Here is an 11,565-nt window from a genome sequence, read left to right as displayed (position 1 = left end):
GGTCGCCGTTACGAGGGCCTTGAGAATATCACGGAAAACCGGCAAGGAAAACGGTTGCGTAGGCGCGAGCGCGGCAAAAAGTACCGCGCGGATCAGAACGGAAAGGCTATCAGTTCCACGTTGTCGGGGGTGACTTTGACCATCGAGCCTTCGCTGTGCCAGGCGCCTAACACCACGCGGTGCGCGGGCTTGCCGTTCGCCTCCAGCGTGTGGACGGCAGGGCGGTGGGTGTGGCCGTGAATAAGCCACTGCACCTGCTGGCGTTCCATGGTTTCGACCACTGCCTGCGGGTTGACATCCATGATGGCGAGATCTTTCTGGCTGTTGGAGGCTTTGCTGCCGGCGCGCATGCGGGCGGCGATGCGGCGGCGCAGCCGCAGGGGGAGTGCGAGGAAAAGGGTTTGCAGCCACGGCTTATGCACTTTGGCGCGAAACGCCTGATAACCGGCATCGTCGGTGCATAGCGTGTCGCCATGCATAATCAGGACGCGTCTGCCGTAGAGATCCAGCACCTGCTCTTCAGGCAACAATTGCATACCGCTTTCGCGGGCGAAGCGACGGCCAAGCAGGAAATCACGGTTGCCGTGGATGAAATAGCAGGGAACGCCGGATTGCACGAGCGCGCGCAGGGCGGCGGCTATCTCGCGGTGCAGCGGTTCCGGGTCGTCATCGCCAATCCAGGCTTCAAAAAGATCGCCCAGGATGTAAAGGGCGTCCGCTTCACGCGCGGTACCGGCTAAAAAACGCAGAAAACCGGCGGTAATCGCCGGTTCTTCTGAGCACAGATGAAGATCTGCAATAAAGAGCGTCGCCACGAATTACTCGCTGACGGTTACGCGCTCGATAATCACGTCTTCTTTCGGCACATCCTGATGCATGCCGCTGCGGCCGGTGGAAACGCCTTTAATTTTATCAACCACGTCCATACCTTCGACCACTTCTGCGAACACGCAGTAGCCCCAACCCTGCAGGCTTTCGCCGCTGAAGTTCAGGAAGTCGTTATCAACAACGTTGATGAAGAACTGGGCCGTCGCGGAGTGCGGCGCCTGGGTGCGCGCCATAGCCAGCGTACCGCGGGTGTTCTTCAGGCCGTTGTTGGCTTCGTTCTTGATAGGATCTTTAGTGCTTTTCTGTTTCATGCCCGGCTCAAAGCCGCCGCCCTGAATCATAAAGCCGTTGATTACACGATGGAAAATGGTGTTGTCGTAGAAACCTTCGCGGCAGTAGTCCAGAAAGTTTTTTACCGTTTCCGGCGCTTTGTCATCGAACGTCTTGATTACGATGTCGCCGTGATTGGTGTGAAAAGTAACCATGTCTGCATCCTGTTTTGTTTCAGTGGTGCTTCGGCTTCCGAAAGAAGCCACAGTAGGAGGCTGTTATAGCATAACTCACCGCTTGCTTCACCTTGCAAAGTGGGGTGCTTGCGCTTTCAATTATGGGTAATATAGGGGTTTTATCTGCTTACCACACACTGACACGGAAACTTCTGATGTTAAAAATCTTCAATACCATGAGTCGCCAGAAAGAGGAATTTAAGCCTATCCATGCCGGGGAAGTCGGCATGTATGTGTGTGGTATTACCGTTTACGATCTCTGTCACATCGGCCATGGCCGCACGTTTATCGCGTTTGACGTCGTGGCGCGCTACCTGCGTTTTCTCGGCTATAAGCTGAAATACGTGCGCAATATTACCGATATTGACGACAAAATTATTAAACGCGCGAACGAGAACGGCGAAGATTTTGTGGCGCTGGTAGACCGCATGGTCGCCGAGATGCACAAAGATTTCGATGCGCTGAATATTCTGCGCCCGGACAGCGAGCCGCGCGCGACGCAGCATATTCCGGAAATTATTGAAATCGTTGAGCAGCTGATCGCACGCGGCCATGCGTATGTCGCGGGCAACGGCGATGTGATGTTCGCGGTGGAAAGCGACGCCGATTACGGCAAACTTTCGCGTCAGGATCTGGAGCAGCTCCAGGCGGGCGCGCGCGTGGAAGTGGCCGACAGCAAACGTAACCCGATGGATTTCGTGCTGTGGAAGATGTCCAAGCCGGGCGAGCCGAGCTGGCCGTCTCCGTGGGGCGACGGGCGTCCGGGCTGGCATATTGAGTGCTCCGCGATGAACTGCAAGCAGCTCGGCAGCCATTTCGATATTCACGGCGGTGGCTCTGACCTGATGTTCCCGCACCATGAAAACGAAATCGCGCAGTCCACCTGCGCGCATGATGGCGAGTATGTGAATTACTGGATGCACTCCGGCATGGTTATGGTCGATCGCGAGAAGATGTCCAAATCGCTCGGCAACTTCTTTACCGTACGTGACGTGCTGCAGCACTACGACGCCGAAACCGTGCGCTACTTCCTGATGTCCGGCCATTACCGCAGCCAGCTTAACTACAGCGAAGAGAACTTAAAACAGGCGCGCGCCTCGCTTGAGCGTCTCTATACCGCGCTGCGCGGCACCGACGCCAGCGCGACAGCCTCAGGCGGCGAGGCGTTCGAAGCGCGTTTTGTCGAGGCGATGAACGACGATTTCAACACGCCGGAAGCGTATTCGGTGCTGTTTGATATGGCGCGTGAAGTGAACCGCCTGAAAGCGGAAGACAGCAGCGCGGCGAACCAGTTAGCCGCGCATCTGCGTAAGCTTGCCGCCGTGCTGGGCCTGCTGGAGCAGGCGCCGGAGCAGTTCCTGCAATCCGGCGCGCAGGCCAACGACGATGAAGTGGCGGAGATCGAAGCGCTGATCGTTAAGCGTCTTGAAGCGCGTAAAGCGAAAGACTGGGCGGCAGCGGACGCCGCGCGCGATCGCTTAAACGAGATGGGCATTATTCTGGAAGATGGCCCGCAGGGCACGACCTGGCGACGTAAATAAGAAAAAGCGGCGAAAGCCGCTTTTTTTTATACCTGTGGTTTACGTGGTTTCGGCAGGTGCGCTGCGCTTACCTGCCCTACGAAACGATGCGACATTCGTTGTAGGGTGGGTAAGCGAAGCGCACCCACCGTCATCCCTTACGCCGATCCCCGCGCAATCAGCTGGCCCGAAAGCGTAATCCGCTGCGCGGGCAGGCCCGGCTCGCGGATAAGCCGCACAATTAACCCCGCCGCCTGGTGCCCGGTCTCTTCGCTGGCGGAAGAGACATAGGTAAACGAGGGCGACGTCAGGTTCACGTGCATCATGTCCTCAAAGCCAATCAGCGACACCTGCTGCGTCAGGAACACATCTTTCCCCACCGTGCGGCCCACCTGATGAATCGCCTCCAGGCAGCCGATAATCGCGTGCGGCGAATGGCACAGCAGGGCGGTAATTTTATTATTCGCCTCAAGAAGCTGGCGCACCGTCTGGCTTACCGCAAGCGTCTCCTCGGCGCAGGCGGGCGCGAACTCATCACGCCACGGCAGCCCGTATTGCGACAGCGCCGCACGGTAGCCGAAAAGCCGCTCCTCGCGGATAAGACACCCCGGCGTACCGCCGATATAGGCAATATTGCGGTGGCCGCGCTCAATCAGATAACGCGTGGCGAGCCCGCCTGCCTGGCGGTTATCGCGCACCACGCTGTTAAGCTTCTCTTCCACCGGCGACTGCGATACCACCACCAGCGGCAGCGTGCTCTGCACGACCGGCGCGGGCAGCGCGCGGTGGCGGGAATCGGCGGTCAGATAAACTACCCCCGCCACGCCCTGGCGTGTAAAGGAGACAAAACAGCTCTCAAGCCGGCCCGTTTCGCGCCCAGGCTGGGTGAGGATCACCATAAAACCCTGCGCCTCCAGCGCCTGCACCAGGCTTGCCGTCACGCGCGTTGAAAAGGGATCGTTGAGATCCTCAACGACCAAACCAATCAGGTTCGAGGTTTTACCGCGCAGGTTAGCGGCCGCGACGTTATGCACGTAGCCGAGCGCCTCAATGGCGGCATGCACCTTTTCGATGGTCGCGGCAGAGATTTTTCCCTTCTCACGCAGCACCAGCGAGACCGTCGAAACCGAAACGCCCGCCTGGCGCGCCACATCGATAATGCTGACCTTTTTCATCTGCCCTGATTTATCCTTTTATCGCTGATGTCGCGGGCCTGACGTGAGGCCCGCGCAGGCACTGCTATTTCCCCGTCATGCCTGACAGGCTCTGCGCAATGAACTGCGCGCGCGCCCCGAAAATCACCTGAATACCGTTATCGCCCACAAACACCACGCCGCGCGCGCCAAGCCCGTTCAGCCCGTCTCTATCAACAAGATCCGGGCGCGCCACTTCCAGACGCAGGCGCGTAATACAGGCGCCGACGCTGGTGATGTTCTCTTTACCGCCCAGCAGACCCACAATGTTGCCCGCCAGCTCTGCATCGGTTTTATCATCCACGCTGGCGGTGACATCCACGCGGCCCGGCGTTTTCACGTCAAAACGGCGGATCACAAAGCGGAAGGTAAAGTAGTAAATAATCGCCATCGGAATGCCGACGATAACCGCGTTCAGATAGTGCGTCTGATAGCCGTTAAAGGAGGGCAGAATGCCGAACGAAATATAGTCGATAAGCCCGGCGGAGAACGATTTGGCAATATGCGCGTCCAGTAAATACATGGACATATACGCAAGCCCCGCCATGATGGCGTTAAATACATACAACACCGGCGCGACAAAAATAAAGGTAAATTCAACCGGCTCCGTGATCCCCGTCAGAAAACAGGTCAGCGCGGCGGAGAAAAGAATGCCGGAGGCGATTTTCTTATTCTTCGTGCTGGCTTCGTGATACATCGCGAGACACGCCGCCGGCAGCGCGAACAGCATCAGCGGGAACTCGCCCTGCATAAACTTACCGGCGTTCTGGTAGGTATTACTGCTAAAGCTTTTCACGCCTTCTTCCAGCATTTTGAACCAGATGGTCTGGTCGCCGTGGATAACCTGGCCGCTCTGGGTGGTGTAATCGCCAAACGAATACCAGAACGACGGATACCAGATATGGTGCAGGCCCAGCGGGATAAGCGCGCGCTCTACCAGCCCGAAGATAAACGTCGAGGCTGCCTGATTATCGCCGTTGACGATAACCGACAGCGCGTCGATGCCCGCCTGAATATGTTGCCAGACGTACGGCAGAGCCAGCCCGAGCAGGAAGGAGAGAAACGCCGCGGCAATCGCCACAAACCGTTTGCCGGAGAAGAATCCCAGGAACTCCGGCAGTTGTAGCGTGTGGAAACGGTTATAACACCACGCGGCGAGAATGCCTGAAATCAGTCCGCCGAACACGCCCATCTGCAGCGTGGGAATGCCGACCACCATCGCATATTTGCCGCCGCTCGCCGCCATTTCCGGCGTGATGCCAAGCTGCGTGCTGATGGTGATATTAATGATAAAGACCGAGACGGCCGCCGAGAGCGCCGCGATGCCGGATTCCGACGCCAGACCGACGGCGGAGCCGATAGCGAACAGCAGCGGCAGGTTATCGAAAATAACCCCGCCCGCGTTCATCATCAGCGGCAGATGGAATTTATCGCCGAAGGCCAGCAGCAGGCCGGCGGCGGGCAGCAGCGAAATAGGCAGCATTAGCGCGCGGCCTATCATCGACAATTTTGAAAGCGATTTAACCAAACCTGTTATCAGACTCATACCGATCCCCCGATTGGAACAGCCGGGCTTTTGCGCCCTGTTTTATAGTAGGTAGAACGTTCTAGTAGAACGTTCTACCTATGCTGTGGGATCGCGGCCTTTTCGCGCAACATCTATTTAACGTTTCGCCAGAAGATTTGCTGATTCTTTGAAGTCGGTTAGAAAACGGGCCGGGCAGGCGTTACGCGCAAAGAGGATGAGAGGGTGGGTAAGGGCAATAAGAAAAGGTTCTGAAGCGGAGAATCAACGCCCCCTCATCGAGAGGGCGTGAGGGCATTACGCCGTGACCATGACGCTCTGGCCATCGAAGCTGACGGTTTGTCCGGCAACGATTTTGCAGCGCTTGCGGGTTTCCACCGCGCCGTCGACGGTCACCAGACCTTCGGAAATCACGATTTTCGCCTGCGCGCCGCTTTCGCTCCAGCCTTCCAGCTTCAGCAGATCGCACAGTTCGACGTGAGGGTGTTTACCTAAAGAAAATGTTGCCATGTTATGCCTCCTCGCCGTCATGGTATTCAACGCACGCCTGCAGCGTGTTCTGGATAAGCGTGGCGACCGTCATCGGGCCAACGCCGCCCGGTACCGGCGTGATATAACCGGCGCGCTCTGCGGCGTCTTCAAACACCACGTCGCCGACCACTTTGCCGTTTTCCAGTCGGTTGATGCCGACATCAATCACGATGGCACCTTCTTTGATCCACTCGCCCGGAATAAAGCCCGGCTTGCCGACCGCGACAATCAGCAGATCGGCATTTTCGACATGCTGACGCAGATTTTTGGTGAAGCGGTGAGTCACGGTGGTGGTGCAACCCGCCAGCAGCAGCTCCATGCTCATCGGACGGCCGACGATATTGGACGCGCCGATCACTACGGCATTCAGGCCGTAAGTGTCGATGTTGTAGCGCTCAAGCAGCGTGACGATGCCGCGCGGCGTACACGGACGCAGACGCGGCGCGCGCTGGCACAGGCGGCCAACGTTGTACGGATGGAAGCCGTCCACATCTTTATCCGGCGCGATGCGCTCCAGCACTTTCACGTTATCGATACCGGCCGGCAGCGGCAGCTGAACCAGAATGCCGTCAATCGCGGCGTCGGCGTTCAGCTCGTCAATCAGCGCCAGCAGTTCAGCTTCGCTGGTAGTTTCCGGCAGATCGTAAGAGCGGGACACAAAGCCCACTTCCTCACACGCCTTACGTTTGCTGCCGACATAAATCTGCGACGCCGGGTTCGCGCCGACAAGCACAACCGCAAGCCCGGGGGCGCGTTTTCCAGCCGCCACGCGCGCTTTCACTTTTTCGGCAACTTCAAGCCGCACCTGCTGCGCAATCGTTTTACCGTCAATAATCTTTGCTGCCATCAGAGAGAAGATTCCGTCTGTAATCAAAAGAAGAGGGGATGAGGATATTCTGTCAGAAGCGCGCCGTGCTGTCAGTTTTCGTTTGTGTCTTTCGCTCAATTGTCCAGCAGGCGGTTCGAAAGCCATTGACTCACCTGGTACTGACCGTATAATTCCAGGCGTTTCACACTGCTACCGGCAGAGAATACGTGAAACGCCTCTTCACGAGGCGCCCTTAGCTCAGCTGGATAGAGCAACGGCCTTCTAAGCCGTGGGTCGCAGGTTCGAGTCCTGCAGGGCGCGCCATGATTATTCATCAGGCTTTCAGTTAATCCTTAATGGATAACATTGCGTCCAGTTGTAGTTAACCCTCGCTAATATCAGTTCCCCGGTGACATCGCCGAAATCCATGTTCTGATGCTTAAGAAAAAATTGACGTAGCGTGGCGGGCAAAAACGCGGCGTTATAGCGCAGAAGCGTGCTGTGCCAGAATGGCGCGGGCAGTGGACTGCCGGTGTGACGCCTCAGTAATTCATGTTTCCAGTCACTCTCCAGAACCTTGTCGCAGAATGAGTGGCGCATGGCTATCGCAGGATGCTCAGGAATTCCCGCCAGCAGTAACTGACCAGGCAGCGCCACTAACTGAAGATTCCGGATAATAATTTTTTTCTCATCAAACTGAGTCCAGAGCGTGGTCAATTGCTCCACGTTGGCTGGCAATGGCTCGTTTACGTGATAAAGCGGTAACGTCAGAGGTAAAAAAGTAAAATGAAAACCGTGGGCAGGCAGAATATCGGCAAGCGGATCATCCTGTGTGAGTTGTTGTAGTTCGCACAGCAGACGTGAAACCTTCACGGGTACGGTCGGTTGTATGCCGGTGGCAAGCGCAAGCTTTAGCGGATCGTAGTAATTTTCTTTTCTGACTTCCCCGATGCCTGCGTTTTTCGACCAGATCGCGAGAGTATTTTCGTTCGCGGTACGGTACTTGTTTTGCAGACTTGTCGGGTTCATGACTGACCTTATAGCATGGGGGTTAGTACAGAGTATTCATTATGAAACGTATTGCTACCAGATTCGCCGCCTTTATCGCGCGCTGCCTAAATCGCGATCGTGCGCTTTACCCTCGAGCATAAGCGTCGTTTCCTCAATGCGGGTGAAACGTCCCTTGTCGTCGGTTTCGGCGAACATATAGACCTCCATCACCACCTCTTCTCCGTCGCGCTTTGTGCACTGAACACGGTGCCGGGTGGCGTAGCGTCTCCCGTCGCGCAGTTCATCAAGCACATCGATGCTGGCGAACGAAATGAGTTCCCTCAGTTTACGTGCATGATGAGCGAACCCCTGACGGTCGTCCCCGGCACCATCGGTGCGCTGCCGGTAGTCAGGGCTAAAGTAACTATCAAGCACGTCTTCAAGCGGGCGTTCCTGCTGGTTAAGCAGGGCATTCAGAACGGTATCAATGGTAAAAGTTTGCATGGGAGTTCCTCTGTGTGGTTTGCAGACAGTTTACCGTTGAGGAGGGTGGCTTCAGTACGCTATAAAAGACATCTGATAATCTTTTGACGCCACTGATGACTGATTCGCTAATCCCCTTATCCCTTGCTTCGTCGACAGACGGACCCGTGTTAATGGCCGTGTTGCGCCGCTCGGGGGCGATACGGGAAACGCCCCTGCATCAGCACGCGCGTGGACAGCTCCTTGGCGCCGAGCAAGGCCTGCTGACGGTTGATGCCGGGAATGCCCGTTGGGTGGTGCCTGCAACGCATGCGGTCTGGATACCTCCGGCAACGCCACACGGTATATGTTCACATGGCCCTTATTCAGGATGGAATGTGTATATCGCGGCGGCGGCCTGCGATGCCTTACCCGATGACCCGTGTATTCTCACCCTTTCCGGCCTGTTAAGAGAGGCGGTGACACGCGCGGCAACCTGGAAGGAAAATCATCTTACAGCATCGCAGCAACGGCTCGCTGGCGTCATTCTTGATGAGATAGCGTCACTGCCCCAGGTTAACCTCGGGCTGCCCATGCCGCAGGATGCGCGCCTTATCAGGATCGCGCGGGCGCTTTCAGCCAGGCCAGATGACGCTCGCAGACTGGAGGAGTGGGCCGCATGGGCCGGGCTATCCTCTCGCACGCTGACGAGACGATTCAGTGCCGAAACCGGATTCAGCTTTACGCAGTGGCGACAGCGCGTGCGGTTGCTAAAAGCGCTCGAACTTCTGGCGGCGGGTAAACCTGTCACTGCGGTTGCGCTGGATTTGGGTTACGACAATGTCAGCACGTTTATTGCCTTATTTCGCCGGGTGTTTGGCACGACGCCTGGCCGGTATCAGATTTGATTTCTGGCGGCCTGAACAAACAACCTTGAGCCACTCTTCCGCCCGTGCTTCGCTAATCCCAGACACCGCTTGCGTATAAAGACGCCGCTAACGCAGGCGTCACTGGTGAGTGATGACAGCGCATCCGGAGATACGCGCGCCGGTTTTTCTGCCACCGGCGCGCGGTACCTCAACGAATGCCGTTTACGCCGTCATACCGCCATCGATAACCAGCTCCGCGCCGCTGATATAATTGCTTTCATCCGAGGCAAGGAACAGCGCTGCCGCCGCCACTTCGTCGGGGTCTCCTAAGCGCCCGGCCGGGATGCGTGCATTCATCATTTGCCTGAATTCGTCGCTCACTTTGTCAAACATCGGCGTATCCGTGGGGCCGGGGCTTAGCGTGTTGACCCGGATGCCGCGCGGCGCCAGCTCCGCATTCCATGTACGGGCATACGAGCACACCGCGGCTTTGGTGGCAGAATAGGTGCCGTAACCGGCATTGGCCATGGAGCCTGCGATCGAGCCGAGCAGCACGATGGCGCCGCCGTCGCGCATATGCCGGACCGCGCGCTGCGCCGTTAACACCATGGCGCGCACGTTGAGGCCGAAAGCGCGGTCGAGATGCTCCTCGGTGGTCTCTTCCAGGCTCGCCGGCTCGGACACGCCTGAGGAGTAGACCAGAATGTCGAGACGTCCGGCTTTTACCTGAAGTGTGTCAAAGAGGCGGGCGATATCATCGGTTTTAGTGAGATCGCAGGGAATGGCGTCAATCTGACCGCCGATATCGGCAACCGCCTCGGCAAGCTGCGCTTCGCGCCTGGCGGTGATAAACACATGCGCACCTTCCTGCACAAAACGGCGCGCAATCGCAAGCCCGATACCGCTGTTGCCGCCTGTCACCAGGACGGTCTTTCCTTCAAGTTTCAACATGGCTACTCCAGAAAGAGAAGTGGAAGCCAGATGATACATTTTGTATATTTACGGTCAATTACGCACCTGATGTACACCAGATATAGAGAAGGTAACCACATGTCGACGGATATCGCTGCCCAACTGGCTGAAATCAACAGCACCCGCCCTGTGCTGGAACAGGTGGCCAACAAATGGTCGGTATTAATTCTGACAGTATTGTGCACTCAACCCGCGCGCTTTAACGCCATTAAACGCAGGCTGGATCCGATCACGCATAAAGCCCTGACGGAAGCGCTGCGACGGCTTGAACGCAACGGACTGCTCAACCGCCGCGTCATCGCGTCATCGCCCGTGGCGGTTGAGTATTCGATTACGCCGCTCGGGCGAACGTTGCAGGAACCTTTTGTGGCGCTGGTGAGCTGGGCCAGGCAGCATGGCGCGGCCATCGAGCAGGCGCAGGTGGCTTACGACGAGCGTCTTGCTGCCGATGAAGTGGTCTGACGAATAAGGTCTGGCAGGCATCACTTCTTACTCAATATGGCGGAGAATTTATGGATATCACCCCTTTTTATACCCAGATTGAAGGCGTTTTTTATCGGGCGATCGATCCGGCGTACCGGCACTTTGCGTTATCGGGCTCCAGAGCGGCGGGGCGATATTCACGGGGCGATCAACCCACGCTGTATTTGAGTTCTTCACCGCAGGGCGTTGAGGCGGCCATGCGAGCGCATCGCGATAACAGAGCCAGCCTGGAAATCGTCAAGGTCAGCGTGGTGGCAGAGAAGATTTTTGATCTGCGCAATACCGATGCCGTTCTGGCGGCAGGTATCGACATAAAGGACGCGATTGCGCCGTGGCAGGAGACCGTGAAAGCGGGCGGCATTCCGCCGTCATGGCAGGTGCGCGCGCGTCTGGAATCGCTGGGCATGAACGGACTGATTGACCCTTCACGTAAAGCGCCCGGCCTCTGGCATCTGGTGCTTTTCTCGTGGAATGAGGATAGTCACACTCAGGTGCGCATTATTGAATGAGGCCTTACAGCCCCATCCATAGCGCGATTAACGCCAGCAGCGCGGGCAGCGCCTGAACATACAGTATTTTCCTGCTGGCGGTCACAGCGCCAAAGATCCCGGCAATCAGCACGCAAACCAGAAAGAAAAACTTAAACGGCAACCCGCTGTCGCCGAGCCATAGCCCGCAGAATAACCCCGCCGCTAAAAAGCCGTTATACAGCCCCTGATTGGCGGCCAGCACCCGACTGTCGCGCGCGAAGTCGGCGCTCAGATTAAACGCCTTGCGGCCTGTTTTCGTCTCCCACAAAAACATTTCGAGCACGAGGATGTAAACATGAATAACGGCGACAAGCGCAATAAGAACGGTGGCTACCATAAGCAACTCTC

Annotated in this window: 14 protein-coding genes, 1 tRNA gene and 1 pseudogene; 6 read left to right on the top strand and 10 right to left on the bottom strand. The window is 57.0% G+C overall.

Annotated features, from left to right (window positions below):
- Positions 1-92 precede the first annotated feature (92 nt).
- Together lpxH and ppiB are read right to left on the bottom strand one after the other, a co-directional pair.
- Positions 93-815: a UDP-2,3-diacylglucosamine diphosphatase gene (gene lpxH / locus AFK66_RS13825; protein WP_007781594.1), complete on the bottom strand. Its 723-nt coding sequence runs from the start codon at positions 813-815 to the stop codon at positions 93-95.
- A 3-nt stretch (positions 816-818) separates the two neighbouring features.
- On the bottom strand, positions 819-1,313 hold the full coding sequence (ppiB, locus tag AFK66_RS13820; protein WP_004387145.1) for a peptidylprolyl isomerase B: 495 nt from the start codon (positions 1,311-1,313) through the stop codon (positions 819-821).
- A gap of 176 nt (positions 1,314-1,489) precedes the next feature.
- Here ppiB and cysS point away from each other — a divergent pair, with 176 nt between their 5' ends.
- Positions 1,490-2,875: a cysteine--tRNA ligase gene (cysS, locus tag AFK66_RS13815; protein WP_023899188.1), complete on the top strand. Its 1,386-nt coding sequence runs from the start codon at positions 1,490-1,492 to the stop codon at positions 2,873-2,875.
- 137 nt (positions 2,876-3,012) lie between these two features.
- Here cysS and malI read toward each other — a convergent pair whose 3' ends face one another.
- The 4 genes from malI to folD all read right to left on the bottom strand — a co-directional run bounded on the left by malI (position 3,013) and on the right by folD (position 6,950).
- Entirely contained in the window at positions 3,013-4,029 is a 1,017-nt protein-coding gene (malI, locus tag AFK66_RS13810; RefSeq protein ID WP_007781642.1) for a Mal regulon transcriptional regulator MalI, read from the bottom strand.
- A gap of 64 nt (positions 4,030-4,093) precedes the next feature.
- Positions 4,094-5,593, bottom strand: coding sequence for a PTS transporter subunit EIIC (locus tag AFK66_RS13805; RefSeq protein ID WP_007781643.1), 1,500 nt, complete (start codon positions 5,591-5,593; stop codon positions 4,094-4,096).
- Between the two features lie 276 nt (positions 5,594-5,869).
- Positions 5,870-6,082, bottom strand: coding sequence for a ribosome-associated protein YbcJ (gene ybcJ / locus AFK66_RS13800; RefSeq protein WP_007781646.1), 213 nt, complete (start codon positions 6,080-6,082; stop codon positions 5,870-5,872).
- A gap of 1 nt (position 6,083) precedes the next feature.
- Entirely contained in the window at positions 6,084-6,950 is an 867-nt protein-coding gene (folD, locus tag AFK66_RS13795; RefSeq protein ID WP_007755817.1) for a bifunctional methylenetetrahydrofolate dehydrogenase/methenyltetrahydrofolate cyclohydrolase FolD, read from the bottom strand.
- Between the two features lie 208 nt (positions 6,951-7,158).
- Here folD and AFK66_RS13790 point away from each other — a divergent pair.
- Positions 7,159-7,235 (top strand) — tRNA-Arg (locus AFK66_RS13790).
- Positions 7,236-7,253: 18 nt separating this feature from the next.
- Here AFK66_RS13790 and AFK66_RS13785 read toward each other — a convergent pair.
- Both AFK66_RS13785 and AFK66_RS13780 read right to left on the bottom strand, forming a co-directional pair.
- A complete protein-coding gene (locus AFK66_RS13785; protein ID WP_007781649.1) occupies positions 7,254-7,940 on the bottom strand; it encodes a hypothetical protein in 687 nt (228 codons plus the stop codon).
- Between the two features lie 72 nt (positions 7,941-8,012).
- Positions 8,013-8,405: a nuclear transport factor 2 family protein gene (locus AFK66_RS13780; RefSeq protein WP_007781653.1), complete on the bottom strand. Its 393-nt coding sequence runs from the start codon at positions 8,403-8,405 to the stop codon at positions 8,013-8,015.
- A 95-nt stretch (positions 8,406-8,500) separates the two neighbouring features.
- On the opposite strand from AFK66_RS13780, the pseudogene AFK66_RS23185 reads away from it, so the two are divergent.
- Positions 8,501-8,740 (top strand): annotated as a pseudogene (locus AFK66_RS23185) (cupin domain-containing protein); the annotation flags it as partial.
- Between the two features lie 21 nt (positions 8,741-8,761).
- Positions 8,762-9,271 (top strand): AraC family transcriptional regulator, encoded by a 510-nt coding sequence (locus AFK66_RS13775; RefSeq protein ID WP_007781655.1) that lies wholly within the window; start codon positions 8,762-8,764, stop codon positions 9,269-9,271.
- Positions 9,272-9,454: 183 nt separating this feature from the next.
- On the opposite strand, the gene AFK66_RS13770 is transcribed toward AFK66_RS13775, so the two are convergent.
- Positions 9,455-10,183 carry an SDR family NAD(P)-dependent oxidoreductase gene (locus AFK66_RS13770; protein ID WP_007781658.1) on the bottom strand — a complete coding sequence of 243 codons (729 nt, stop codon included), beginning with the start codon at positions 10,181-10,183 and terminating at the stop codon, positions 9,455-9,457.
- A gap of 99 nt (positions 10,184-10,282) precedes the next feature.
- On the opposite strand from AFK66_RS13770, the gene AFK66_RS13765 reads away from it, so the two are divergent.
- Both AFK66_RS13765 and AFK66_RS13760 read left to right on the top strand, forming a co-directional pair.
- Positions 10,283-10,666, top strand: coding sequence for a winged helix-turn-helix transcriptional regulator (locus tag AFK66_RS13765; RefSeq protein WP_007781660.1), 384 nt, complete (start codon positions 10,283-10,285; stop codon positions 10,664-10,666).
- A gap of 50 nt (positions 10,667-10,716) precedes the next feature.
- Positions 10,717-11,196 carry an RES family NAD+ phosphorylase gene (locus AFK66_RS13760; RefSeq protein ID WP_007781662.1) on the top strand — a complete coding sequence of 160 codons (480 nt, stop codon included), beginning with the start codon at positions 10,717-10,719 and terminating at the stop codon, positions 11,194-11,196.
- A 4-nt stretch (positions 11,197-11,200) separates the two neighbouring features.
- Here the strand turns inward: AFK66_RS13760 and AFK66_RS13755 are convergent, their stop codons facing one another.
- Positions 11,201-11,554 (bottom strand): DUF1304 domain-containing protein, encoded by a 354-nt coding sequence (locus tag AFK66_RS13755; protein ID WP_007791627.1) that lies wholly within the window; start codon positions 11,552-11,554, stop codon positions 11,201-11,203.
- Between the last annotated feature and the right edge of the window lie 11 nt (positions 11,555-11,565).

Source organism: Cronobacter malonaticus LMG 23826 (genome assembly GCF_001277215.2).
Classification (GTDB): domain Bacteria; phylum Pseudomonadota; class Gammaproteobacteria; order Enterobacterales; family Enterobacteriaceae; genus Cronobacter; species Cronobacter malonaticus.
This window is presented reverse-complemented; position numbering and strand designations above follow the sequence as displayed.